22 protein-coding genes are annotated in these 24,325 nt (G+C 60.0%); 8 read left to right on the forward strand and 14 right to left on the reverse strand.

Features of this window, described 5'->3' with window-relative positions; genetic code table 11:
• Positions 1 to 136: 136 nt before the first annotated feature.
• Positions 137 to 2,029: a diguanylate cyclase gene (locus J5286_RS27960; protein ID WP_209193227.1), complete on the forward strand. Its 1,893-nt coding sequence runs from the start codon at positions 137 to 139 to the stop codon at positions 2,027 to 2,029.
• A gap of 230 nt (positions 2,030 to 2,259) precedes the next feature.
• Here J5286_RS27960 and J5286_RS27965 read toward each other — a convergent pair whose 3' ends face one another.
• The 8 genes from J5286_RS27965 to J5286_RS28000 all read right to left on the reverse strand — a co-directional run bounded on the left by J5286_RS27965 (position 2,260) and on the right by J5286_RS28000 (position 8,508).
• On the reverse strand, positions 2,260 to 2,499 hold the full coding sequence (locus tag J5286_RS27965) for a hypothetical protein (protein ID WP_018896699.1): 240 nt from the start codon (positions 2,497 to 2,499) through the stop codon (positions 2,260 to 2,262).
• Between the two features lie 52 nt (positions 2,500 to 2,551).
• Positions 2,552 to 2,899, reverse strand: a complete 348-nt coding sequence (locus tag J5286_RS27970; protein WP_112436629.1) for a CAP-Gly domain-containing protein — start codon at positions 2,897 to 2,899, stop codon at positions 2,552 to 2,554.
• Positions 2,900 to 2,915: 16 nt separating this feature from the next.
• Positions 2,916 to 3,239, reverse strand: coding sequence for a helix-turn-helix domain-containing protein (locus J5286_RS27975; protein WP_209193228.1), 324 nt, complete (start codon positions 3,237 to 3,239; stop codon positions 2,916 to 2,918).
• Positions 3,240 to 3,288: 49 nt separating this feature from the next.
• A complete protein-coding gene (locus tag J5286_RS27980; protein WP_209193229.1) occupies positions 3,289 to 4,275 on the reverse strand; it encodes a Gfo/Idh/MocA family protein in 987 nt (328 codons plus the stop codon).
• 367 nt (positions 4,276 to 4,642) lie between these two features.
• On the reverse strand, positions 4,643 to 5,668 hold the full coding sequence (locus J5286_RS27985; RefSeq protein WP_209193230.1) for a hydroxyacid dehydrogenase: 1,026 nt from the start codon (positions 5,666 to 5,668) through the stop codon (positions 4,643 to 4,645).
• Positions 5,669 to 5,837: 169 nt separating this feature from the next.
• A complete protein-coding gene (locus tag J5286_RS27990) occupies positions 5,838 to 6,980 on the reverse strand; it encodes a M24 family metallopeptidase (RefSeq protein ID WP_209193231.1) in 1,143 nt (380 codons plus the stop codon).
• Positions 6,981 to 7,122: 142 nt separating this feature from the next.
• Positions 7,123 to 7,770, reverse strand: coding sequence for a response regulator transcription factor (locus tag J5286_RS27995; RefSeq protein WP_449090041.1), 648 nt, complete (start codon positions 7,768 to 7,770; stop codon positions 7,123 to 7,125).
• Positions 7,771 to 7,959: 189 nt separating this feature from the next.
• The gene (locus tag J5286_RS28000; RefSeq protein WP_209193232.1) at positions 7,960 to 8,508 is read right to left on the reverse strand and encodes a cupin domain-containing protein; all 549 of its coding nucleotides are present in this window, start codon (positions 8,506 to 8,508) and stop codon (positions 7,960 to 7,962) included.
• 149 nt (positions 8,509 to 8,657) lie between these two features.
• Here J5286_RS28000 and aptA point away from each other — a divergent pair, with 149 nt between their 5' ends.
• A complete protein-coding gene (aptA, locus tag J5286_RS28005) occupies positions 8,658 to 9,992 on the forward strand; it encodes an omega-aminotransferase AptA (RefSeq protein WP_111560766.1) in 1,335 nt (444 codons plus the stop codon).
• A gap of 50 nt (positions 9,993 to 10,042) precedes the next feature.
• Here aptA and J5286_RS28010 read toward each other — a convergent pair whose 3' ends face one another.
• The 6 genes from J5286_RS28010 to J5286_RS28035 form a co-directional block, all read right to left on the reverse strand.
• A complete protein-coding gene (locus J5286_RS28010) occupies positions 10,043 to 12,340 on the reverse strand; it encodes an FdhF/YdeP family oxidoreductase (protein WP_209193233.1) in 2,298 nt (765 codons plus the stop codon).
• Positions 12,341 to 12,629: 289 nt separating this feature from the next.
• The gene (locus J5286_RS28015) at positions 12,630 to 13,535 is read right to left on the reverse strand and encodes a Hint domain-containing protein (protein WP_209193234.1); all 906 of its coding nucleotides are present in this window, start codon (positions 13,533 to 13,535) and stop codon (positions 12,630 to 12,632) included.
• A 469-nt stretch (positions 13,536 to 14,004) separates the two neighbouring features.
• Positions 14,005 to 15,009 (reverse strand): glycosyltransferase family 2 protein, encoded by a 1,005-nt coding sequence (locus J5286_RS28020; RefSeq protein WP_209193235.1) that lies wholly within the window; start codon positions 15,007 to 15,009, stop codon positions 14,005 to 14,007.
• A 192-nt stretch (positions 15,010 to 15,201) separates the two neighbouring features.
• Positions 15,202 to 16,131: a glycosyltransferase family 2 protein gene (locus J5286_RS28025; protein WP_209193236.1), complete on the reverse strand. Its 930-nt coding sequence runs from the start codon at positions 16,129 to 16,131 to the stop codon at positions 15,202 to 15,204.
• A 144-nt stretch (positions 16,132 to 16,275) separates the two neighbouring features.
• Positions 16,276 to 17,271 carry a glycosyltransferase family 2 protein gene (locus J5286_RS28030; RefSeq protein ID WP_209193237.1) on the reverse strand — a complete coding sequence of 332 codons (996 nt, stop codon included), beginning with the start codon at positions 17,269 to 17,271 and terminating at the stop codon, positions 16,276 to 16,278.
• A complete protein-coding gene (locus tag J5286_RS28035; protein WP_348529297.1) occupies positions 17,261 to 18,295 on the reverse strand; it encodes a glycosyltransferase family 8 protein in 1,035 nt (344 codons plus the stop codon). Before J5286_RS28035 ends, J5286_RS28030 begins: the two co-directional genes overlap by 11 nt.
• A 464-nt stretch (positions 18,296 to 18,759) precedes the next feature.
• Between J5286_RS28035 and J5286_RS28040 the strand changes: the two genes are divergently transcribed.
• Genes J5286_RS28040 through J5286_RS28065 form a run of 6 tightly spaced genes read left to right on the forward strand, consistent with a single transcriptional unit; the run spans position 18,760 to position 24,258 of the window.
• Positions 18,760 to 19,266, forward strand: a complete 507-nt coding sequence (locus J5286_RS28040) for an acyltransferase (protein WP_209193238.1) — start codon at positions 18,760 to 18,762, stop codon at positions 19,264 to 19,266.
• On the forward strand, positions 19,263 to 20,300 hold the full coding sequence (locus J5286_RS28045) for a Gfo/Idh/MocA family protein (RefSeq protein ID WP_209193239.1): 1,038 nt from the start codon (positions 19,263 to 19,265) through the stop codon (positions 20,298 to 20,300). Before J5286_RS28040 ends, J5286_RS28045 begins: the two co-directional genes overlap by 4 nt.
• Positions 20,297 to 21,403 carry a DegT/DnrJ/EryC1/StrS family aminotransferase gene (locus J5286_RS28050; protein WP_209193240.1) on the forward strand — a complete coding sequence of 369 codons (1,107 nt, stop codon included), beginning with the start codon at positions 20,297 to 20,299 and terminating at the stop codon, positions 21,401 to 21,403. Before J5286_RS28045 ends, J5286_RS28050 begins: the two co-directional genes overlap by 4 nt.
• The gene (locus tag J5286_RS28055; protein WP_209193241.1) at positions 21,393 to 22,103 is read left to right on the forward strand and encodes an acyltransferase; all 711 of its coding nucleotides are present in this window, start codon (positions 21,393 to 21,395) and stop codon (positions 22,101 to 22,103) included. Before J5286_RS28050 ends, J5286_RS28055 begins: the two co-directional genes overlap by 11 nt.
• A gap of 2 nt (positions 22,104 to 22,105) precedes the next feature.
• Positions 22,106 to 23,080 carry an NAD-dependent epimerase/dehydratase family protein gene (locus J5286_RS28060; protein ID WP_209193242.1) on the forward strand — a complete coding sequence of 325 codons (975 nt, stop codon included), beginning with the start codon at positions 22,106 to 22,108 and terminating at the stop codon, positions 23,078 to 23,080.
• Positions 23,077 to 24,258 (forward strand): DegT/DnrJ/EryC1/StrS family aminotransferase, encoded by a 1,182-nt coding sequence (locus tag J5286_RS28065; protein ID WP_209193243.1) that lies wholly within the window; start codon positions 23,077 to 23,079, stop codon positions 24,256 to 24,258. The genes J5286_RS28060 and J5286_RS28065 overlap by 4 nt, the downstream gene beginning before the upstream one ends.
• Positions 24,259 to 24,325: the final 67 nt, after the last annotated feature.

Here is a 24,325-nt window from a genome sequence, read left to right on the forward strand (position 1 = left end):
GTGTCTTCAGGCGCTCTAGCGGCGGCAGGATGAGCTTGCCGCCAAGGCGAGAAGCTGCCGTTGCGGATTAAAGGGACGGAAAGAAAATTGATGTAGTTGGGTTCTCTATTGTCCTGAGTTCCAGACCAGACCATCGATGAACGCAACTTGGCAGATACTGCTCGGAAACCTCGCCATCACCGCGCTAGCAATATCGCTGTGGTCGCACGCCTATTATCATACGCGTGTCTTGTCCGAGCGCCGGCGCAACCAGGCGTTCGGCATCGCCATGGGTCTCGGCGCGATCTGCTCGATGATGCTGGCGGTGCCGCTGGACCAAGGCGTTTTCGTCGATCTCCGCTATACGCTGGTGGCGGTTTCGGCCCTGTTTGGCGGCCCCTTTTCCGTACTCCTGACGATCGTGATCGCCTCGGTGTTTCGCCTCTCTGAGGGCGGGGCGGGTGCGGTCGACGGGGTAACCAGCATATGCGTCGTCGGTATGGTTGGGTTCTGCGGCTATCTGGTCGTTAGAAAACGCAAGGTCAGGCTGGCTGATGCGGCCGTGCTCGGTATCGCGGTATCGGCCACGCTGCTGGTGGTCATGTCGGTGCTGACGTCGCAGGCCAATGCGCGAGCCGTCGAGCTTGTCGGGTTCCCGATCACGGTTCTCAATTTCCTCAGCATCATGATCGCCGCCTTTGTCCTGATCCAGTTCGAAAGGATGGCGCATGACCGCGATATTTTATCGGCGGCGCTGACGCAGACGCCCGATTTTCATTATGTGAAGAACCGCGAAGGCAAGTTCGTCATCGTCAACAAGAACGTTGCCGAGCACCACCACTACCCGTCACCGGCGGCCATGGTCGGCGCGTCCGATTTCCAACTGGCGACGCAACGCCGCGCGGAGATGCTCTATGCCGAAGAGCAGGCCTTGATGGAGAGCGGGCAGTCGCAGCTGGACAAGATCGAGTATCTGAGCGAAGGCGGCCGCGATCGTTGCTATTCGACATCGAAGGTGCCGCTACGCGACCGGACCGGCACCGTCATCGGGCTTGCGGGCGCGACGCGCGATGTAACCGAGGAACGAAAGATCGAGCAGGAACTGCGCGAGAGCAAGGATCTGCTCTCGCTCGCCATGGCCGGCATGTCGGATGGTTTCGCCATGTTCGATCGGACAGGCACGCTTGTCTTCAGCAACACGCAATATGCGGCGCTGTTCCCGCTGTCGGGCGAGGTGCGCGTGCCCGGAGCGAATATTCGCGAGATCCTGAAAAAGGTCGTTGAATCGAACGAGCGGCGGGATTTCCGCCAAGAGATCACCGATGAATGGTTGTCGGAAGCCTCCGCCGCGCTGTTCTTCGACAAGGACGAGCAGCTCGAGCTCCATGACGGACGTTGGCTTAGTCTGCGTACACGCGTCGCCGACAATGGCATGGCGCTCGTTGCGGTCTCAGACATCACGACGATGAAGCAGGCCGAATTCGCGCTCAGGACAGTCGCCGAGCAGATGAAGAGCCTCGCCGAGACCGACGCGCTGACCGGGCTTCTCAACCGCCGGGCCTTCGACCACGCGATGTCGGTTGCCGTCGAGCGAAGCCGCCTGGAACGCCGGCCGATGGCGGTGCTGATGATCGACGTCGATCGCTTCAAGGCCTATAACGACACCTACGGCCATCCTGAAGGCGACGCATGCTTGAAGGCGATCGCCGATTGCCTGCGCCACACGATGAACCGTCCCCAGGACGTGCTGGCGCGGTTCGGCGGCGAGGAATTCGTGGTTCTATTGCCCGATACCGATGAGACCAAGGCGCTCTCGCTGGCGGAGCAATTCCGCAGCACCCTGCTTGCGCGGGCGATCGCTCACACCGGCAGCGAGTACGGCGTGGTGACGGCCAGCATCGGCATTTCGGCCAAGTCCAACTGGAAGCAACAGGTCAGCGCCGCCGAGCTTATTCTTGAGGCCGATCAGGGCCTCTACCAGGCAAAGCGCGAAGGTCGCAATCAGGCCGTATGCTGGAGCGCGCCGAAAACCAGTAGGGCGGTGCGGTAGCAATTGCCACCGCTGCTGCGGCCTGCCCAGCGCACATTTTCAGCCAGTTCAGCAAAGAAAAAGGCCGGGGCGAAATCGCACCGACCTTCCTCGACCCGTCTCGACAACGACTGCCAGTACCTCCGTGGTCAGCCGTCAGAGACGAATTATGTAAGTTGAGTGTAACGCAACTTCTGGGAAGTTCAAGCGCCATTTATGGGTTCGTTTTGCGCGAAGACTACCTATTTCGGTCAGCCTGAAACGATTGCGGAAAGCCGATCGAGGTCGACAAGCTTGACTTCGAGCGGGACGGGATCGGTCTGGGCGGCGCGAAACCATTCGGCTGCCTCGCGCACTCGGTCGCCGTGCGGTTGAGGATAGGAGCCAAGCCGGATGACCCACTCCCTGACCGTTTCACGCTCCATGCGGCCCGCCAAATAGCGTGCGTGAACGGTCTTGGCGGAGGCGACGAGATCGGAAACGCTGTTCAAGAATTGTCCTCAAATTGATGGGTCGGTTCGATGAGGCCAGATGGCATCGAGCTCAGACCTCCTCCTTCTTCTTGACCTTCACCTTCGGCTCCACCGGCGCATCCGGCGTGGGTGCGAGCAGCTTGCGCAGCGATGAGATCTTGTCCTTGACCAGCGGGCGGAAGCGCGTGGCGCGAAACGGCATGTCGGCGGCGCCGTAGCCCTCCGGGCCGTCATCGTTGCCGCGATGCAGTTCCTCCAGCTTCACGCCGAAGAAGGTACCGTCGATATAATGCGTGTATTCGCCGACCCAACGCAGCGTGTAGATCTCGCCCTTGCGAATACCCTGGTCGATGCTGACATGCTTGAACGTGTCATCAATGCACACGACCTTCTGGCCGACATGAAAGTCGTAGCTCATTTCACCAACCTCAACTTCAACCGCCGGCACCGGGAGGTGCGTCGTTCTTCATGAATTCCGGATATTGAACAACTTCCGTCTCGACCGTGTCGAACGACTTGCCCGCCGATTGCGCCAGCCGCACGCCCGGCCCGCCTGACATCAATTCTCCGTCCGCTTCGAAGACGATGCCCGAGCTTTCGAGCGCCTGCCTGATCGCGCGCAGTGCGCTGTCAGCGCTTTCGGCCCCGCGCTCGATACGGTCGAGATCCGCTACGGAGACACCGGCGGCGTCGGCCAATTCGGCTTGCTGGAGGCCGAGCATCGCGCGGGCGCCACGTATCTGTGCTGACGTTATCATGATGATTTTATATAACCGGATCGATCTTTTTCTCAAGCTGGACGACCGGCTACGCCCGGCAGCATCGCTCCCATTCGGTCAGCAACTGCATGATCTCGATGGAATCGGAAAGGCGCGGCGAGGGGCGCGGCGCCTGCTTCAGCCCTTTGCGCAGGCAGTCTTCGACGAGGCGGATCTGGTGGCCGAAGGCATCGTGGTCCGACGGAACGACGATGCGTTCTGTGGGCAGGCCGTATTCCTCGATCTCCAGCAGATTGTCGCCGGCAACGGGCAGCCACGGATTGGTGAGGAAGCGGACCGAGGCGCGGTCGCCGCGTACGGTGAAATCGAACGCCATGCCATAGCTGTCCGTCGATTGCAGCGTCGCCAAAACGCCCGAGCCGAAGCGGGCGGTGAGCGCGGCGTCGCAGATGTTGCCGTCATGGCTCGACCGGTTGCCATGTCCCGAGATCACGCGGTCCGCGAAGGCTTCGGCGCCGAAGGCCGTCTGGATGACGTAGTGCATCAGCGAGGCCGGATAGCAGCCGAGATTGTAGAGCGTTCCGCCGCCCGCGGGATTGACGACCCGCCAGATATCGGCGGCATAGGCGCCCGAAATCGAGCGTATGGTGCCGAGACGGCCGGACCGGATGATGTTGCCAAGCTCGGCGATCGCGGGATGGCTGAGATACATCAGCCCTTCGAGAAAAAAGATGTCGGCCTGCTCGACAGCCGCGGCAAGCGCATGCGCTTCTTCCATCGTCGTGGTCAGCGATTTTTCCGACAGCACCGGCTTGCCGCGGGCCGCCGCCTCGATGACCGCGTCGTGATGCACGTTGTTGGGCAGTCCAACGTAGATCACGTCGATATCGGGGTCGTCGACGATCGCATCGATGCTGGAATGCCTGACGGCGATGCCGTAGCGGTCGGCGAATGCTGCGAGGCGCTCGGGATCGCGACCGAAGACCGCGCCGATCACCGATCCGTCGCTGCCGTTTATGGCCTCTGCCACGGTATTCGAGATGAAGCTCGTTCCGAGAATTCCCCAGCGCAGCATTCCGTGTCGCCTTTCACCAGCATTTCCGTGTGACTGTTGGTTCTATAGCTGGATCGGCCGACCAGTACAGGGGCTTCGTGCTCCGACGGCCATATCGAGAGCTCCGCGCCAAGCGCATGGCGCATGGCTGCCTTGCGCAAACTTGCCTACCGTTTAGGCGCAGAGGTGTGTATATACATATCCATCGAAGCGATGCATCCTCCTCCCGCAGAGCTTCGACTTTGCAAGTGCCTCACTCCTCCTCCCAGAGGGACTTGCGCGAACAGTAGCACTCCTCCTCCCAGCTGCTGTTCATTTGTTTTAAAAAGCCTGTCGCACCTCCTCCCGCGACAGGCTTTTTTATTTTCTGCTCTATCCCAAGACGATCTCAGGACACCGACACAGGCTTCGAGCGCAAACGGCTCGCCGTTGCCGGATCCGCACGCCGGCAAAGCTGCGGTGGCAGGCCTTTCATGATAAGTTCGGCGTCGGCGACGGCCATCGTGCCGAGTTCGTAGAAGGCATCGCGGGTGCCGCCGGTGCGATGCGCCGAGAGCAGCAAACCCGGAAGCTCGCGTACCGGATCGTCGGCGGCCACGGGCTCTTCCGGAAAGACGTCGGTTGCGGCGATGATGTGGCCGGATTTCACGGCCTCCAGCATGGCGGGAAAATCGACCACTGCCGCGCGGCTCATCAAGAGAAAGGCGGCGCCCGGTTTCATCAGCTGAAACTCGCGGCGGCCGATGAAGCCCTCGTTGTCGCTGGTCACGCTGGCGAAGACGAAAACCACCTGGCTCTCGCTCAATGTCTCGTCCAGACTGGATGGCACGCAATCCAGGCGCTCGATGATCTCGTTGGGCAGCCATGGGTCGAACACGCGCACCGTGTTCTTGAACGGGCGGATCAGATCGCGCAACTGCCTGCCGAGATCGCCGAAGCCGATGATCCCGACCGGCGCGCCGGCGAAGCGGAAGACGCCGTCGTTGCCGGCCAGCCCATATTGTTCGCTTCCCTCCCGGAAATTGCGGTCGGCCCGGGTGATGCCGCGGGCAAGATCGAGCGCCATGCCGAGTGCAGCCTCAGCCACGGGCGATGCGAAGGCCGATGCCGGGGTGATCACCCAGATGCCGCGTTCCACACAGGCTTGATAATCGATATTCGGCATGAAGTTGGACTCGACATTGATGATCGCCTTCAGCTTCGGTGCCCGGTCCAGTCGCTCGCGCGGCATATCCGTCTGCCCGAAGATCAGCACCGTCTCGGGAAGCAATGCGTCGACCTGCTCAGCCGGCATCTGCCGATCTTCGGAAATCACCAGCTCGCCGAGATTTTCCAGCCGGCGGCGAACATCCGGCTTCATGATCAGATCGAGCGTTCGTGGCAAAGGGTCCACCAGAACAATATTGCGGCTCATCACGTCCTCCTCCATTCCCTGAGAGCAAGACTTATCAGCAAATGCCGCTTGGAACAGGGGGGCTGTCGGCCGGTCATCGCAAAACGACGAGAGGCCGCTGCGCGGGCAGCGGCCTCTCATTTCTATTCTGTTTGACGCCAGACAGCTCAGTCAGACGATGTCGTGCATCTCACGCAAACGGCTCGGTCGGGCTCTTGCCCGGCTGCGTGAACCATGCCGCGCCGGTCTCTGTCATGTGGATATGATCTTCGAGGCGGATCCCGTAACGGCGGGGGAAAACGATCATCGGTTCGTTCGAGAAGCACATGCCAGGCTCCAGCACCGTCTGGTTGCCGCGCACGATATAGGGCTCCTCGTGAATTTCCAGGCCGAGACCGTGGCCGGCCCTGTGCGGCAGGCCGGGCAGCGCGTAATCAGGCCCAAGCCCATGGCGAACCATGACCGCGCGGGCCGCGTCATCCAGGCTGGAGCAGGCGGCGCCGAGCTTGGCCGCGTCGAAAACGGCCTGCTGCGCTTCGCGCTCGATCGCCCAGGCGCGGGCGAAATCCGCATCCGGCTCGTCCAGAACATAAGTCCGCGTCAGATCCGAATGATACCCGTCGATACGGCATCCGGTGTCGACCAGAATGACATCGCCGGCCGCGTAGGTCTGCTCGCCGTCCGCGCCATGCGGCAGCGAGGTCGCCTCGCCGAAGGAGACGATGCAGAAGCTCGATCCGCCCGCAGCACCAAGCGCGCGGTGCTGTTCGTCGATATAGCGCACGACATCCGAAGCCAGGACGCCGGGCTTGATAAAGGCGTGCGCACGGCGGTGGACTTCCAGCGTCAGGTTCATCGCGTATTGGATGATGCCGATTTCAGCCGCGGACTTGAGCAGGCGGATATCGCGGATTAGCCGCGCGCCATCGACAAGGCGCTCCGCGCCGAGCGCCTTGGCTAGCGCGTGATAGACGAATAGCGGCAAGGCGTCGTCGAGCGCCACGCGGCCCTTCGCCGAAAGCAGGCCGGCCACGGTCTCTGCGCTGTTTTCGTCTTCCTCCCAGGTCACGATCGCACCATCGAGTTTCGGCAGGCTGTCGACGCGGCTGCGCTCGAAACCCGGCACGATGTAGAAGAGGTCAGCCAGAGTGATCAGCGCGCCGACCAGCCGCTCGCTCTGATGCCAGACAAGGCCGGTGAAATAGCGCAGGCTTTCCGTCGAGCCGAGGAGCACGGCATCCACGCCGGCGGCACCCATGCGGTTGCGCAGCGTCGAAAGCCGCTCGCGGCGTTCGGTTTCGGAAATCGGGGCGGGGCGGGGTGTGGCCGACATGGCTATTCCTCTTGATATCGATCTGCTGATTTGCCGGCGCACCTGCACCGCCATGTCAGCAATCAAGTCGCGGCTTGATCGCGCGCAGCTAGTCCTGCTCCGGCCGTCAAGTCAACCGGAAGCGGGCTGTCGATGTCAGTTGTTAGGGTTGGCGTGTTGCCAGAAGCTCGACCTTGCGCACGAGGTCGGCGACCGAGCGAACCTCCATCTTGCGCATGACGTTGCCGCGATGAAGCTTGACGGTGATCTCGCTGATCCCGAGATCATAAGCGATCTGCTTGTTCATCAGCCCTTTGCTGACAGCCATCATCACCTCGCGCTCGCGTGGCGTCAGCGTCTCGGCCAAGGTGACGACGGCATCGCCCTCGGCATTGTCGCGGCGTTGCACCGCGTCGCGCTCGATCGCGGTGGAGACGGCATCGAGCAGGTCCTGGTCGCGAAACGGCTTGACCAGAAAATCCACCGCGCCGGCCTTCATCGCCCGCACGCTCATCGGAATATCGCCGAAACCGCTCATGAAGACGATCGGCAGCTTGCTTCCCATGCGCTCCAGCTGCCCCTGGAAATCGAGGCCGCTTAGGCCCGGGAGACGAACGTCGAGCAAGATGCATCCGGGCCGCTTCAGGTCGGCGCCGGCAAGAAGCGCTGCGGGGCTGTCGAAAGCGGAAACATCGATCCGGACCGACTGAAAGAGATCGACAAGTGCCTCACGCACGGAAATGTCGTCATCGACGATCAGCACCATGGGGGATACTGGCTGCACCACGGTCGCTCGTCGCATGTCACTCACGGTATGTCTCCAGAGCTGGGTCATTTCGCGGAGCCTCCCTCATCCTGTCGCTTCGAATGCGGCGTGCTCGTCCCTGCACGTTGTGCCCGCATCTTTGCAGCGAAGCAACCATAGCCAGACATGGAGATCGGCCACACTATACTTAGGTTTGGGGTCGTTGTGACCGCCAGGCTCGCGATTGACGTCGCATCAGAATGTCGGTGGCGTGCAGGCGCTGATCACCTCGCATGGGACCGGTCCGACGCAGCGAAAGCGGTGTGGGCGCCGGCTCTCGAAATAATAGGCATCGCCGGGGCCCAGGATGCGGCGCTCGTCTTCGACCGTCACTTCCATGCGGCCCGAAAGCACGATGCCGCCTTCCTCGCCTTCGTGCACGAGCATGACCTTGCCTGTGTCGGCGCCCGGTTGGTAGCATTCCTTGAGGACTTGTAGCTGTCGACCGAACAGGCTCTCGCCGATCTGGCGATAGGAAATCGGTCCCTTGCCGATCTCGACCAGCTCCTCGGCGGCGTAAAACGCCTTACGCGATTTCTGCGGCTCGAAGGCGAAGAACTCGGCCAGGCCGATCGGGATTCCATCGAGAATGCGCTTCAAGGCGCCCACCGATGGGTTGGATGAATTGGATTCGATCAGCGAAATGGTGGAGTTGGTGACGCCCGCCCGCTTCGCCAGTTCGCGTTGCGAAAGATTGTGAAGCATGCGCAAATGGCGCAGGCGCTGGCCGATATCGACGGACATGGTGTTTCCAAGGTTTCGAGTGTTCGAAATATAACAACATTCGATTTCGGAAGCCATGATTTTCAAGGGGTTGAAAATAGCGAGAAAAGGGCTTGTTCGAGAATCTGAATTGGCCGATCACTTCATCATCACCATTCCGGAGAGACCTCATGGACCAGATCAGCAAAGCAAACAGCCCGTCGCTCGATAACTTCTGGATGCCGTTCACGGCCAACCGCCAGTTCAAGGCGGCCCCGCGTCTGCTCGCTTCCGCCGAAGGCATGTATTACACCGATGTCGACGGCAACAAGGTGCTGGATGGTACCGCCGGTCTGTGGTGTGTGAACGCCGGCCACGGCCGCAAGCGGATCGCCGAGGCGGTCGAGCGTCAGCTGATGACCATGGACTTTGCTCCGACCTTCCAGATGGGCCATCAGATCGCATTCGATTTCGCCGAGCGCCTCGCCAAGATCGCCCCTGGTGGTCCGAGCGCGCAGCTTGATCGCGTGTTCTTCACTGGTTCCGGTTCTGAATCCGTCGACACGGCGCTTAAGATCGCCATCGCCTATCAGCGCGCCATCGGGCAGGGCACCCGCACCCGCATCATCGGTCGTGAGAAGGGCTATCACGGCGTCGGCTTCGGCGGCATCTCCGTTGGTGGCCTCGTCAACAACCGTCGCGTCTTCCCGCAGATCCCGGCCGATCACATGCGCCATACGCTCGATGTCGAGCGCAATGCCTTCAGCAAGGGCCTGCCCGCCCATGGCATCGAGCTTGCCGAAGACCTGGAGCGTCTGGTCGGCCTGCATGGCGCCGAGACCATCGCGGCTGTTATCGTCGAGCCGATGTCCGGCTCCGCCGGCGTTATCCTGCCGCCCAAGGGCTATCTCGACCGCCTGCGTGCGATCGCTGACAAATACGGCATCCTGCTGATCTTCGATGAAGTCATCACCGGCTTTGGCCGCCTCGGTACGCCGTTCGCGACCGATTATTTCGGCGTCGTGCCCGATCTCGTTACCACGGCGAAGGGCCTGACCAACGGCGCGATCCCGATGGGCGCGGTGTTTGCAAGCCGCAAGGTCTATGATGCGATGATGACCGGCCCTGAGAACGCCATCGAACTCTTCCACGGCTACACCTATTCCGGTCACCCGGTTGCCAGCGCCGCCGGCATCGCCACGCTTGAGGTCTACGAAGAAGAAGGCCTGCTGACACGCGGCGCCGGTCTGACGGAAACCTGGCAGGAGGCGCTTCACTCGCTGAAGGGCCTGCCGAACGTCGTCGACATCCGCAATCTCGGCCTGGTCGGCGCCATCGAGCTGTCGTCGCGCGAAGGTGCGATCGGCGCCCGCGCCTATGACGTCTTCGTCGATTGCTTCAAAAAGGGTCTGCTGATCCGCGTCACCGGCGACACCATCGCGCTCTCGCCGCCGCTGATCATCGAAAAGGATCAGATCGAGACCATCGTCTCGATTATCGGCGACGCGCTGAAGCGCGCAGCCTGATCAACTCGTTCCGGGCCTCGTTTTGACGAGGCCCGGAACACACATCGAGCCTACTGCGCCGTCGCGCCCGTGACCGTCACCGGGACGCCCTTGTAAGCCGGTGTGCCCGAGTTGCGGTCGTAGGCCGAGAGCGCGATCAGCGCGTTCATCTCAGGGTAATAGCCGGCGATCGATCCTTTCGGAATATTGTACTCGATCGCGGTCAGGCCGTGCGCGCTGCGCGACTTTCCATCGGGTGACGGAAGGGAGACGACATTGATGATGTCGCCATCCGCCAATCCGCGTTTCGCCAGATCATCCTTGTTCATGAAGATCACGTCGCGGCGACCGAAAACGCCGCGATAGCGATCATCCATGCCGTAGATCGTCGTGTTGTACTGGTCGTGGCTGCGCAGCGTCGTCAGCACAAGTGCGTCGGGGTTCTTCACCAGCGGGTCCTCATGCAGGCCACGGCCGATGAGGAAATTCGCCTTGCCGCTCTCCGTCTTCCAGCGACGCTCCGAGGCCGGGACATCCAGCCTGAAGCCGCCGCGCACGCGCACGCGCTTGTTGAAGTCGAAGAAATCGGGAAAGACGATTTCGATCTTGTCGCGAATCCTGTCGTAATCAGCGACCATGCCATCCCAATCAATGCCATAGCGATCCCCGAGCGTCGCTTTCGCGATGCCGGCGACGATGGCCGGTTCGGATTTGAGCATCTCGCTCGGTGGGTTCAGGAAGCCGCGCGACGCATGGACCATCGACATGGAATCCTCGACGGTCACCGATTGTGGACCCGTCGCCTGGGTGTCGAGGTCGGTACGGCCGAGGCAGGGGAGAATGATCGAGGTCTTGGCGATCAGCAGATGCGAGCGGTTCAGCTTGGTGGTGATGTGTACCGCGAGGTCCAGCTTGCGCATAGCTTCGAAGGTGACCTCGGTGTCGGACATGGCGACCGCCAGATTGCCGCCGAGGCAGATCAGCGCCTTCGAGGTGCCCTCCATGATCGCCTCGACGGATTCGATCGCGTTGTGTCCCTTCAGGTCTGTCGGCCGGAAGCCGAAGGCCCGCTCCATGCCGTCGATCAGCGCCTTGTTGGGGATCTCGGTGATGCCGACCGTCCGGTCGCCCTGGACATTGGAATGGCCGCGCAGCGGGCAGATGCCGGCGCCGGGGCGGCCGATATTGCCGCGCAGCATCAAGAGATTGGCGAGCTGCTGGACATTGCCCGTGCCGTTGCTGTGCTGGGTGATGCCCATGCCGTAGCAAAGGATGACGCTCTTGGCCTTCACGTAGACATCGGCAGCACTTTTCAGCGCTTCCCTTGTCAGGCCGGATACGGTGACGATGCTGTCCCAGCTGGTATTGTCGATATCCTCGCGCAGCGCCTCCAGGCCGGTCGTATGTTCGGCGATGAAGGCGCGGTCGAGGACACCAGGACCACCGGCTGCAACATCGGCATCATCGATTTCGAATACGCACTTCATCAGGCCCTTGAGGGCTGCGAGATCGCCGCCGGTGCGCACCTGATGATAGGCCGACGCAATCCGTGTCGACGACAGCGTCGCCATTTCGACCGGATCCTGCGGCGAGGCGAATTTCTCGAGTGCGCGCTCCTTCAGCGGATTGAAGACGATGATCGGCACGCCGCGCCGCGACGCCTCATGCAGCGTCGCCATCATGCGCGGATGGTTGGTGCCCGGATTGTGGCCGAAGCTGAAGATCGCATCGGTGTGGTCGAAATCCTCAAGGAGAACCGTGCCCTTGCCGACGCCGATCGACTTCGGCAGGCCGACGCTCGTCGCCTCATGGCACATGTTCGAGCAGTCGGGAAAATTGTTGGTGCCATAGGCGCGCACCAGCAGCTGATAGAGAAAGGCGGCCTCGTTGGACGCGCGCCCGGATGTATAGAACTCCGCCTGATGCGGATCCTCCAGCCGGTTCAGCCCGACGCCGATGCGCGCGAAGGCATCGTCCCATTCGATCACCTCGTAGCGATCGGTCTCGGCATTGTAGATCATCGGATGCGTCAGACGGCCCTCGTCTTCGAGACTGTGGTCGGTCCATTCCCACAATTCAGACACCGTATGCTCGGCGAAAAAGCTCGGATCGACACGCTTGGCCGTTGATTCCCAAGTGATGGCCTTGGCACCGTTTTCGCAGAACTCGAAGGACGAAGTGTGCTTGGGATCCGGCCACGCGCAACCGGGACAATCGAAGCCCTCGGGCTTATTGGCCTTCAGAAGCGTTGCGGACCCCTGGGCGACCACCTGTTGGTGGGCAAGTGTCTTGGCGACAGCGCGCAACGCGCCCCATCCGCCGGCCGGTGCGTCATACTTCTCAATCCCTTCGGGCCGCTTCTTCGCCATGGTCCTGCTTCTCCACGCTTAATACAGTCAGCTTAGCATCTGTCGATGCCGCGCTGCACTATACCCAAGCATAGGACGTTGCCATAGCTCTATAAGCGCTCCCTTACGCCGCCAGATTGCGTCGAGCAGATTGCCGGAGACATGCGAATGCCGCACGCAAGCGGTCGTAGCCTATAGGTCTCGGCCGAGCGAAGACGACGTGGCGGATGATGCGTGATCACATGAAAACGGATTGGCACGCGACCGCGCCAATCCGCAATGGAGAGCTTACACTGTTGGTTGGCTGTAATCAGCCGACCAGTTCGCCGACGCGGCTCGAAATGCGCCGCGAAACCGTCTTGAACGGATCCCGCATCGGAACGATGGGCGAAACGCCAAGCAACAGAAGAGCCTTCAGATGCTGCCGTCCGCTTTCTTCGCCGACCACAGGCGCATAAGGCGCCATGCTGGGGCGGTGTTCGACCGGATAGAGCTTCTCGAGTTCGACAAAATTGTCGAAGCTCTCGTAGTGGCTGCCGCGCAGCTGGAATGTCTCGACCGGCGTACCTGCAGCAATCACCACGTCATGGCTGTCAAGCAGGACGTTGTAGTATTCGATCGTTTCGCTTTGATCAGGCAGGGCCGCTACGATCGAGCTACCGTTGACCAGATCCCTCGCGCGGACGAGAGCGCCATCGACGTAAAGAGCGTGGCCAGCGGAGATGTAGAGATCCTGGCTCGGCATGCCGTCATCCAGCGCGCCCTTTGAAATGCGGACCGGCATGACGGTCGGATGCCAGGATGCGACGCTCTTGCGGAATGTCTGGCGACCGATCCAGCGGATTGGCTTGGCTTCGCCTGAGATCGTTTCGACGAGATCACCCAAGCGCAGATCCTCGATCGCGACTTCGCCTGTCGGCGTAGCGATCAACGTACCGCGCAGCAGGCACTTCGCCCCGCCGTCGCCGCCGCCCGAGCTTCCTCCACCGGAATTGCCGCCACCACCACCGCCACCGCCGGAAGAACCGCCGCCACCGCCGCCGCCGCCGCCGCGACCGCCGCCCCAGTTACGTCCCATGGCTTTTGCGGGCGAAGAGGCGATTGCCATGGTCGCAACAGCGATTCCGGCAACTCTTGCGCCGGTTGCGGCCGCAACGCCAAGAAAATGTCGGCGTGCACGGTTAGAGGGTGTTTCTTCCGGGTCCATCGATGACATAATGCTCTCCGTCTTTTGGGTTACACCTATCTATTTCTGATTGCTGTTAACCATCCTACACCAACTTCATCCGCGATAAACTCAGCCGAATAGGTTCACGGCTACTCAAATAGCGGTATGCAATGTAGGGAATCGCAAGTTGCGCGAATATCGATAGATGGACAACCTTAGCGAGATTCTTGATAAAGAGTGTCCCCCATGGCTGGACCCCGACCTATCGCCGATCTGGTGGGGCGGACAGACTGGCGCCAAGACGCAGGCGTGTGATGAGCGTGGCGCTGGCCGACTGGATTATACTTGCGATCGGGCCATTCGGGAGGACGGAATTGACATGACACGGCCATCTTGCAGTGGGCTATGGCTCGTCAGCTTCAACGCGAAAAGTCTTCGCGTTCCGCTATTGCGACAGCTGCATCGATGTAGGGTCATTTATCCATCACCGGAGGATATTTCCCTTCGATTCGCACCGTCATTGACGCGGATATACGCTCCTGCAAGCCGTCGCGATCGATCGAACCTGTCTCCATCGGCCCTGCCCGAGCGCCGTCCTCAACAGGAGACGAAGCCCCGGCATTGAAAAGCGAGCGCCGGGGTCGAATTGCTGCGCCAGCCTCTTCAACTCAAACGAAACGTTCGTATCATCTTCGTTGAACGCCATACAGGCTTGCTTCATCGAATCTTTCGCCAGGTCTTTCATCACTATCCGCCGAAGCAACGGTACGTCCTGACCATGCCGCCCGGCTTCCTCTAGGAAAAGCTCAAAGGCAGCCAGCCGTTGCTTAACGTCAGGCAATCTCGCAGACGCATAAGCGCGGGACATGTTCTGTGCGTGCACTCTGTAAACCGCCTGCGGCTCGTAGACGAAACCCACGGGCCCCGCGGCCGCCAGCAGTAGCCACATCGCGAGGTCGCCAGCGTGCGGCAAGTCATGATTATACCCGCCAGCCTGTTTCTGTGCGCTTGTCCTGACGACAGCGCTTGGGGTCGGGACGATATTCCTTCCCCCCAGGGCTTCCACAAAATTGCGGCAGGACAGGATCGTTGAGTGAGCGCCTCGGCTTTTGCCAAGCGGCTCGCCCAGAACACGAATGCCCTCATCGTTCTGCAGTATCGCGTTGCCGAACACAAAACTCAAATCGGGCCGATCCGCCATCATTTGTGCGACGCGCTGGAGAGCTCCAGGCAGCAGGGCATCATCAGCCGACAGGAGAAGGAATAGGTCGGACCCAGCCCATTCGATGCCTTCATTGTAGGTCGATATATGTCCCTTGTTGCTGGCATGGCGACGGAATTCGACGCATGGGTGCAGCGCGGCCAATTCCTCGCCAATCTCCTGCGTGTTGTCTGGAGAACAGTCGTCTATGATCAGAACCCGAACATCGACACCGACCTGTGACACGACGCTGTTAACAGCCTCGGCAAGAAATCTTCCGTAGTTGTAGCACGGTATGACGACGTCGACTGAAGTTCTCATTCAAATCCCCACATGCAGACACAGCGTTTATTCGCCAATATTATGCGAGTTTAAAATCAAGCACACTACTTCAATACGGACGTTATACTTTAGGATACCTTAGAAAAGAGTCGTATAGAAATGCGTGCCAATTCAAGAGAATTGATTGCGCGATATGGTGAAATTGGAAAAATGCATAATATTGTCAAGCGGCTAGGCAGACTGCAGTCGCTTGATCGCACCAGGCCACAACATTCGACGAGCCTTCTTCATGCCGGAAGAGATCACCAATCCTGCGCTGAACGGATGATCCAAAACACTCGCTACCAGAAAGCGGTTGGCCGATCGTCTTTTTCCAAGTTTGAACAGATGTCTGCTCAGTCCCAAAAGCAAGAGCGCTCTTTGATATCTTAGGCTCTTAAGCGTCAGCCTGTTCTTACGAAGGATACGCAGTTGCCCTATCGCCTCCCGACGTGCGTTTCTGGAGATGCTATCCGACGAAATAAAGCCAAGCACTACCGGCTCGATATCTTCGTGGATTGTCGTTTGTTGAGCCAGCCTTATCGCGAACTCCCAATCTTCATTCGCTCGCGCACAAAGATCGAACCAATCGGTGCCGGAAAAGCACCCCCGGCGAAATAGAGCGTTCTGAACACTAAGTCTGTTTTCTGTCAGAAGTCTCACGACCTGATTTTCGTCGGTTCGAAGACGGCTCTCCGGGGAAGGCGCGTATGCCACCTTTGCGGCCCCGAAATTGAAATGAGAATCTCTCCCATAGATAATCTTTGCCCCTGTCACGACACCAACGTGAGCCGGAAGGCTTGAAAGAAGCTCGATCTGCTTTGCGAGTTTTTTCGGAAGCCAGATGTCATCGCTGTCCTGAAACGCGATGTAATCGCCCTTGGCGTGAGCAAGGCCGGTGTTTCGAGCAGCCCCGGCGCCGCCGTTCCGAGGACGGCGAACATAGCGCACCCGATCATCGCCGATGCTGCTGACGATCGCTTCGATATCCTCTGAAGAAGCATCATCGACAATGATCAGTTCCAGATCCCGATAGGACTGCATCAATACGCTATTGATCGCAGCGGTAAGACTGTGGCTTCGATTGTAGGTTGGAAGTATGACTGAGACAGTGGCTGACATGAAACTCCTCCGGACACCTACAACTTCGCAAGCGCGTACTTGCCTGCGGGGCACTGGAATTCGACGCTAAGGCGTTATGCGGCTTAGCCGCTTTCTTTCGAGATCAGCGCTATGCGCTGCTTTTGAAATCCCGTTTCTCCGCACTCACGAATAATGTCGGCGAGGCAGGTATGACCTGCCCGCAAACAAGAGTAGCTTCATAAGGCGCAGCACGTTGAATGGGGTAAGAGAATAGGCCCTCACCATCTCCCTGCTTGCCTCGCCGGAGCGATGCCTAGCATCCAGATAGTTCGCCAGATGAGAGCATTTGGCGGCAAGCCTCTTGCACGCTACGCGACTGGCTCGCTTGTGCTCTCTGGCCGTCCGATCGACGATTCGCTCGAATACCGTCTTCAGGCTCCGCAAGGACTTTTCGCTATCGTTCGGTGTCTGATTGCTGTGGAATCTTCGCTGAAGCAGAGGGCGGGAGTCGTAATGAAAACGCTTGGTAAGCGAAGCTCTGCTGAACCAATCTTCGTCCTCGCCCATAGAAAGTCCCGGATCGAAGAAACCGACCTCCAGAAAGGCAGCGCGGGTGCAGAGCATCGTGCCCAGATGGAAATAGCGTCCTTCGGCAACATCAAGCACGGCGTCGACGACGAAGCCGTCCGCGTCGACTCGCGGCCAGATCACCTGCGACACCTGCTTCAGCAAAAAGGTGTCTGCATCAGCATCGACAAACCAGCCTACACCTTGGAAGCTGACGACACCGTCCGATATTACGTGGTCCAGTTGCGCGCGCAGCTTTCCGGGCGCCCACAGATCGTCGCTGTCGAGAAACGCGATCAGCTTCGCCGAACTCTCGACGACTCCGCGATTTCGTGCTGCACTAACGCCACCGTTTGGCTGGTAAACATAGCGCACGCCTGGGCGGTGTTCTTGGAAGAGCTCCCGGGTGCCATCAGTCGAGCCATCATCGACAACGATGACTTCCACGCCGCTTATGCCCTGACTAAGAACGCTCTCGACGGCAGCCATGACCAATTGGCCGCGGTTGAAGGTCGGGATGATGACCGATACCGTTCGATCAACGGCGATGGAGCCGAAGCTCTCCTTTGGTTCGAGACCGGCATTGTGGGACTGATCGTTATCAATAAACACGGCTATCATCCTCCGTGTGGCTCTGTGCAATGATGGCCGGCCTTGCGCTTCGAAAGCCCTTCGCCAAAGACCACACTGATCGAACAAGGGACGATCTCTTCAGAAGCTTGTGTGCCAAGATCGCAATTTCTTCTCGTGCGATTTCAGACATGCTGCGTGCGAACCTCGTCTTTGCGCGCACAGCATCATAGCAGGCCGCATTCACGCTCATACTGGAAGGCTTCCAAGGCTTCGACTTGGTAATGAAATGAGCGATTGCCGGTCGCTCCGCGTCGACCGGGGACACAATACTTTCATGCGGCTCGCATTGAAAATTCCATTTATTGTCGAGCTGTTTCCAGTAGCCGTCGCACGCAACGTTAAGGGCATCTTGATCCGAAAATGGCGAGTTCGGGAACCGATCAAGATAGTGCAACGCCTTTTCCGTCACCTGCGCGTTGCGCCAGTTGCCGAGATCGATGAGCAGGACGCCTGCATTGAAATAGTGGCCAACGCGCGGAACCTTCTCAAGACCAAGCTTGTTTTGCTTGACGGGCGCATCAAGGGGATCGAGAGCGGCGCCGATGACGGCATCGCCCAAATCGATGTCGCATAGAGGCGACAGGTCGCCAAAAACAAGAATGTCGCTATCGAGATATAGTACTTTTCCAGCTTTATCGGCCAAAACACCTGGCAACACCAAGCGCGCAAACGTCATTCTCGATATGTAGGGCAACGGAATGTAGTCGCTGGCGAACAGTGAAACATCAATTGTGTGCCAGTCGATCGTGACAGAGCCGAGAGGGGAGGAGTCGAAGATCCTCTGCTGCGTTGCGCCGTCAATTCCATCGTGGATGACATGGATTTCCAAGGGCCAAGCACCGGCATTTGCTTCCGCGACGGACCTTATGGTTGTAGCAAGCGGCATTGCATAAGCAGAGTCGGCCGCGAGCACCAGCGGGCATAGCCTTCGGCTCATGCCCGAGGTCTGACCGGCGCGTCGCGCGCTTTCTAAGCCCAGTTTGTTCGCTTCACAGATGTCCACTAGGGTTGCCCCGATACTTACGCGCCTAAAGCTGTCTGTCTGTATTGTCGTCCAACAACCAAAGTCCGGCAAGCCGGCGGCACTAAGCTAAACGGTTATGTCACGCTAACGCTTAAGCTACAGCGCTCCACCGCTTTACGCCTTTTGAACCTACCGTATTCTCAAGCTCGCCGGGCAAGTCGGCGCGGCAGTCGGGCAGGTTTCAGCCTGGCTATTCTCCGTGCCGGCGACGGCGTCGTCATGGACGTCTTGAGCTGACAAAGAACACCGGTCATCTATTTCAAGAATCGAGATTTACTTCACTTCACAGTAAGGCATGCGCCGAGAGGTACGCCTTTAGATGCAAAAGGTACAACATTTGTCATTCTTTACTGAGAAACGAAAAAGCTATTCTTTTGATGTCGAAGATAACGACCCAGTTGCTGTGGTCTTGGTTAGTTGTGTGAAGCGTGCGGGGTTCAAGCATGATTGCTGCAAGCGTAAAGCTGGGTGACGACGTCGTCATTCACCACCCGGATCTTGTAAATCTCTATGGCTGCTCGATTGGCTCGGGCACACGTGTCGGCACGTTCGTCGAGATCCAGAAAAACGCTATGATCGGTGAAAACTGCAAGATCTCCAGCCACTCCTTCGTCTGCGAGGGCGTGAGGATCGAAGACGGCGTCTTCATCGGCCACGGCGTCATGTTCACCAACGATCTTCAGCCACGAGCCGTCAATCTTGATGGCTCGCTTCAGTCGGACGCCGATTGGGCCGTCGTTCCGACGCTCGTCAAGCGCTACGCCTCTATCGGCAGCAACGCGACCATCGTCGCCGGCATCACGATCGGCGAAGGCGCGCAGATCGGCGCCGGCGCGGTCGTGACCAAGGATGTTCCGGCATACGCAATTGCAGCAGGCGTTCCCGCGCGGATTATTGGCCGCGCCAAGGACGCTCCAGTCGAAATTCTGTCATCTGGGAGGGCACGATGATCGGTATTGCCGTCGTCGGTTATGGCTATTGGGGACCCAATCTGGTCCGAAATTTCGCGGAAACGCCAGGCGCGCAGCTGTTGTGGGTCTGCGATCTGAAGAAGGACCGGCTGGGCGCCGTGCAGATGCGCTATCCGACCGTCCAGATCACCGATGATTTCGACGAGGTCCTGCGCGATCCCCGCGTCGACGCGATCGCGATCGCGACACCGGTATTCGCCCATTACAAGCTTGCCATGCAGGCGATGATGGCCGGCAAGCACGTGTTCGTCGAAAAGCCGATGGCTTCGACCTCTGAAGAGGCGCGCCGCATGGTGGAAGAAGCCACCCGTAGGGGCCTTATCCTCGCCGTCGACCACACCTTCATCCACACCGGAGCAGTGCGCAAGATGCGTGAGATCATCGAGACCGGTCTCGGCGACGTCTATTATTACGACTCCGTGCGCGTCAATCTCGGCCTCTTCCAGCATGACGTCAGCGTCGTCTGGGACCTGGCGGTACACGACCTCTCGATCATGGACTACGTGCTGCCGGAAAAGCCGGTCGCGGTGTCCGCCACCGGCATGGGGCATGTGGCCGGCGAGCCCGAGAATATCGCGTATCTGACGCTGTTTTTCGAAAGCAAGCTGATCGCCCATATCCATGTGAACTGGTTGGCGCCGGTGAAGGTGCGCCGCACGTTGATCGGCGGCAGCAACAAGATGATCGTCTATGACGATCTTGAGCCCAGCGAAAAGATCAAGGTCTACGACAAGGGCATCACGCTGAACGGCAATACCGAGCAGAACGGCGACAAGGTGTACGAGATGCGCGTCGGTTACCGCACCGGCGACATGTACGCCCCGCAGCTCGACATGACGGAAGCGCTCGGTCGCGAGCTGAAGCAATTCGTCGATTGCGTCACCAACAAGACGCAACCGCTCGCCGATGGCCATGCCGGCCTGCGCGTGGTGCGCATCCTCGAAGCCGCGACGCAATCGCTTGCCCAGCGCGGCCGTGTCATCGAACTCGAACAGGCAAGGCTGATAGCATGATCCCGTTGCTCGACCTGAAGGCTCAATACGCGTCGATCAAGGACGACGTCGATGCCGCGGTTCTCCGCGTGCTTGCCTCCGGCCACTATGTTCTCGGCGAGGAAGTCGCGCGCTTCGAAGAAGAATTCGCGCGCTATTGCGGCACGAAACATGCCATTGCCGTCAATACCGGCACCAGCGCATTGCACCTGTCTCTGCTCGCGGCCGGCGTCGGACCAGAGGATGAGGTCGTCACCGTATCGCTGACCTTCGTCGCGACCACCGCGGCTATCTGCTACACCGGTGCGCGGCCGGTTTTCGTCGATGTCGAACCGGTGACGCTCACCATGGACCCGGCGAAGCTGGAAGCGGCGATCACCCGCAAGACCAAGGCGATCGTCCCGGTTCATCTCTATGGCCAGATGGCCGATATGGACGCCATCAAGGTGATCGCCGACAAATACGGCCTGCCCATTATCGAGGACGCCTGCCAGGCACATGGCGCCGAATATCAGGGCAAGCGCGCCGGCAGCATCGGGCTCTCCGGCAGCTTCAGTTTCTATCCGGGCAAGAACCTCGGCGCCTGCGGCGAAGGCGGCATCATCGTCACCAATGACGACGAGCAGGCCAAGGCGATGCGCATGCTGCGCGATTGGGGCCAGGAGAAGCGCTATCACCACGTGATGAAGGGCTACAACTACCGTATGGACGAGATCCAGGGCGCCATCCTCAGGATCAAGCTGCGGCATCTCGAAGACTGGACCGAAGCCCGCCGCACGCGCGCCGCGCGCTACTCGGCGCTGCTCGCCGGATCGAGAAGCGTCCAGGCGCCGGTTGCCGCAAGCGATCGCCGCCATGTCTATCACGTCTACGCGGTGCGCACCCCTGATCGCGATCACCTGCAGCAGGCGTTGCGCGACGAAGGTATCCACACCGGTCTGCACTATCCCGTACCGGTTCACCTGCAGGAAGCACATGCGGATCTCGGCTATCAGGTCGGCGATTTCCCGGTTTCGGAGGCAGCGGCGCGCGAAGTGCTTTCGCTGCCGATCTATCCGGAGTTGACGATGCGTCAGGTCGAAGAGGTCGCGGCCGCGGTGGAGCAGGACGCCTATGTCAGCTGACCCAGCCCCTCTCGTCCGGCTTGTTCAATCGGTACATGGACTGAAGGAAAACGCGTCCGATCCGCTATACCAGAGCGAACTCGCCAAGCAGCTGCGCCAGACATACGGGCTGGCGGGGCTGGTGGAACTCTACGCGCGTTTCGCCAATGGCGACGGCTTCGTCGATGCATTCATGCGCAAGGTGATCTGGAACAGCTTCACGCGCTCTTGCGGCTCGGGGCTGCAGGTTGGCAGCGGCGTCGGTTTCAAGCATCCGGAAACCTTCGAAATCGGCAACGGCGTATTCATCGGCTCCCAAGCCTATATCCAGGGTCGTTTCGACGGCACCTGCAAGATCGGCGACAATACGTGGATCGGCCCGCAGGCCTATTTCGACGCCCGCAATCTCATTCTTGAGGAATGCGTCGGCTGGGGGCCGGGGGCCAAGGTTCTCGGCTCCAGCCATACCGCTCTTCCGGTCGACGTGCCGATCATCCGCACCGATCTGGAAATCAAGCCGGTGCGCATCGGCGCCTGGGCCGATATCGGCACCAACGCCACCATCCTGCCCGGCGTTACCGTCGGCAAGGGCGCGATCGTCGGCGCCGGCGCGGTGGTCGTGGCGGACGTGGAACCGTTCTCGGTCGTCGCCGGCGTGCCGGCCAAATTCATCCGGTGGCGCGAAGACTCCGATCCCTCAACTGTAAAAAGCGTGGAGTAGTCATGAAGAACCAGCGAATTCTGATCACCGGCGGCGCGGGCCTCATCGGCTCGCATATCGCGGACCTCGTTGCGCTGGAAGAGCCCCGCGAGATCGTCATCATCGACAACTTCGGGCGTGGTCGCCGAGAAAATCTGGCCGAGGCGATCAAGGCAGCGCCTGTCACGATCATCGAGGGCGACATCCGCGACCGCAAGCTACTCAAGGAAACATTCGCCGGTATCGATACCGTATTCCACCAGGCGGCCATCCGCATCACCCAATGCGCCGAAGAGCCGCGTCTGGCCTTCGATGTTCTCGCCGGCGGCACCTTCGATGTGCTCGAGGCGGCTGTGGAAGCGAAGGTTTCCAAGGTCGTCGCGGCATCGTCCGCCTCCGTGCTCGGCCTTGCCGAGAGCTTCCCGACCACCGAGGACCACCATCCCTACAACAACCGCACGATCTACGGCGCCGCCAAGGCCTTCAACGAAGGGTTGCTCAGAAGCTTCGCCGAGATGTACGGCCTGCGCTACGTCGCGCTTCGCTATTTCAACGTCTACGGGCCGCGCATGGATGTGCATGGCGTCTATACCGAGGTGCTGATCCGCTGGATGGAGCGCATCGCCAGCGGTCTGCCGCCCATCATCCACGGCGATGGCCTGTCCACCATGGATTTCGTGCATGTCCACGATATCGCCCGCGTCAACATGCTTGCGGCGAAGTCCGACGTGACGGACGAAGTGTTCAATGTCGCCAGCGGCGAAGAGACCAGCCTGCGCGATCTCGCAGAGCTGCTGATGAAGGTCATGGGCGCATCGATGGACGTGCAATACGGGCCGGCGCGCAAGGTTAATGCCGTTCCGCGTCGCCTTGCCTCGACGGTCAAGGCGGAGACCATGCTCGGCTTCAAATCCGAAATCAGCATGGAGCAGGGCCTGCGCGATCTCGTCGCCTGGTGGCGGAATGAGAAGATGCTGAGCACCGGGGAAGCGGCATGAGCCAAATTCCTGTCGCAAAACCTGTTCTCGACGAGCGGGAAGTAGAGGCGGTGCGCCGCGTCATCCTGTCCGGCTGGGTCACGCAAGGCCCTGAAGTCGCAGCCTTCGAACGCGAATTCGCCGATTTCGTCGGCGCCGCACACGCCTGCGCCGTCTCCAACTGCACGACGGCGCTGCATCTTGCCCTGCTTGCCGTGGGTGTCATGGCCGGCGACGAGGTCATCACCGTCAGCCACTCGTTTATCGCAACGGCAAATGCCATCCGCTATTGCAACGCGACGCCTGTCTTCGTCGATATCGAAGAACATGGCTTCAATATCGATCCGGATCTGATCGAAGCCGCGATAACACCGCGCACGAAAGCCATCATCTGCGTTCACCAGGTCGGCATGCCATGCGATATGAGCCGCATCGTCGAGATCGCAGACCGCCGCGGCATACCTGTTATCGAGGACGCGGCCTGCGCCACAGGCAGCGAGATTCTTTGGAAAGGCCGGTGGGAGAAGATCGGCAAACCGCATGGCGACATCGCCTGCTTCTCGTTCCATCCGCGAAAGGTGGTAACGACCGGCGACGGCGGCATGCTGACAACCTCCAATCCCGACTACGATCGCAAATTCAGGCTTTGGCGCCAGCACAGCATGAGCGTCAACGACACCGTGCGCCATGGCTCCAAGCAGGTCATCTACGAGAGCTATCCAGAGGTCGGCTTCAACTACCGAATGACGGACATGCAGGCGGCGGTAGGGCGCGAGCAGCTGAACCGCTTGCCTGAGATCATCGCGCGCCGACGCGAACTTGCCGCGCACTATACGGCGGAGCTCGGCGATGCCGTCGGCATGAGACTGCCTGTCGAGCCGCATTGGGCGCGCAGCAATTGGCAGAGCTTTTGCGTAGGCATTCCGGATCACTGCGATCAGCAGGAATTCATGCAGATGCTGCTCGATCGTGGTGTGTCGACACGGCGCGGGATCATGAACAGCCATCTCGAGCCTGCCTATCACGGCGCGGAAACCCATCGGGTGGCGGGAAGCCTGAAAAACAGCGTCGATGCGCAGAACGGTTCGGTGGTCCTGCCACTGTTTGTACAGATGACCGACCGCGATCTCCTCGAGGTCACGGCGGCCATCAAGGACAGCATTGCGCTTTCAACACAGACAATTGCCAAGGCGGGCTGATGAGTCCCGCAGTTTCAGCATACGAAAATTCGCGCGCCACACGGAATGTGCATCTTAGGTTGTGTGC

Origin of the sequence: Rhizobium sp. 16-488-2b (genome assembly GCF_017741815.1) — a bacterium.
Classification (GTDB): Bacteria; Pseudomonadota; Alphaproteobacteria; order Rhizobiales; family Rhizobiaceae; genus Rhizobium.

Coding starts and splice junctions, on each gene's coding strand:
- J5286_RS27960 (WP_209193227.1), top strand. CDS start 137: ATGAACGCAACTTGGCAGATACTGCTCGGAAACCTCGCCATCACCGCG.
- J5286_RS27970 (WP_112436629.1), bottom strand. CDS start 2,899: ATGAGCTACGACTTTCATGTCGGCCAGAAGGTCGTGTGCATTGATGAC.
- J5286_RS27975 (WP_209193228.1), bottom strand. CDS start 3,239: ATGATAACGTCAGCACAGATACGTGGCGCCCGCGCGATGCTCGGCCTC.
- J5286_RS27980 (WP_209193229.1), bottom strand. CDS start 4,275: ATGCTGCGCTGGGGAATTCTCGGAACGAGCTTCATCTCGAATACCGTG.
- J5286_RS27985 (WP_209193230.1), bottom strand. CDS start 5,668: ATGAGCCGCAATATTGTTCTGGTGGACCCTTTGCCACGAACGCTCGAT.
- J5286_RS27990 (WP_209193231.1), bottom strand. CDS start 6,980: ATGTCGGCCACACCCCGCCCCGCCCCGATTTCCGAAACCGAACGCCGC.
- J5286_RS28000 (WP_209193232.1), bottom strand. CDS start 8,508: ATGTCCGTCGATATCGGCCAGCGCCTGCGCCATTTGCGCATGCTTCAC.
- aptA (WP_111560766.1), top strand. CDS start 8,658: ATGGACCAGATCAGCAAAGCAAACAGCCCGTCGCTCGATAACTTCTGG.
- J5286_RS28010 (WP_209193233.1), bottom strand. CDS start 12,340: ATGGCGAAGAAGCGGCCCGAAGGGATTGAGAAGTATGACGCACCGGCC.
- J5286_RS28015 (WP_209193234.1), bottom strand. CDS start 13,535: ATGTCATCGATGGACCCGGAAGAAACACCCTCTAACCGTGCACGCCGA.
- J5286_RS28020 (WP_209193235.1), bottom strand. CDS start 15,009: ATGAGAACTTCAGTCGACGTCGTCATACCGTGCTACAACTACGGAAGA.
- J5286_RS28025 (WP_209193236.1), bottom strand. CDS start 16,131: ATGTCAGCCACTGTCTCAGTCATACTTCCAACCTACAATCGAAGCCAC.
- J5286_RS28040 (WP_209193238.1), top strand. CDS start 18,760: ATGATTGCTGCAAGCGTAAAGCTGGGTGACGACGTCGTCATTCACCAC.
- J5286_RS28045 (WP_209193239.1), top strand. CDS start 19,263: ATGATCGGTATTGCCGTCGTCGGTTATGGCTATTGGGGACCCAATCTG.
- J5286_RS28050 (WP_209193240.1), top strand. CDS start 20,297: ATGATCCCGTTGCTCGACCTGAAGGCTCAATACGCGTCGATCAAGGAC.
- J5286_RS28055 (WP_209193241.1), top strand. CDS start 21,393: ATGTCAGCTGACCCAGCCCCTCTCGTCCGGCTTGTTCAATCGGTACAT.
- J5286_RS28060 (WP_209193242.1), top strand. CDS start 22,106: ATGAAGAACCAGCGAATTCTGATCACCGGCGGCGCGGGCCTCATCGGC.
- J5286_RS28065 (WP_209193243.1), top strand. CDS start 23,077: ATGAGCCAAATTCCTGTCGCAAAACCTGTTCTCGACGAGCGGGAAGTA.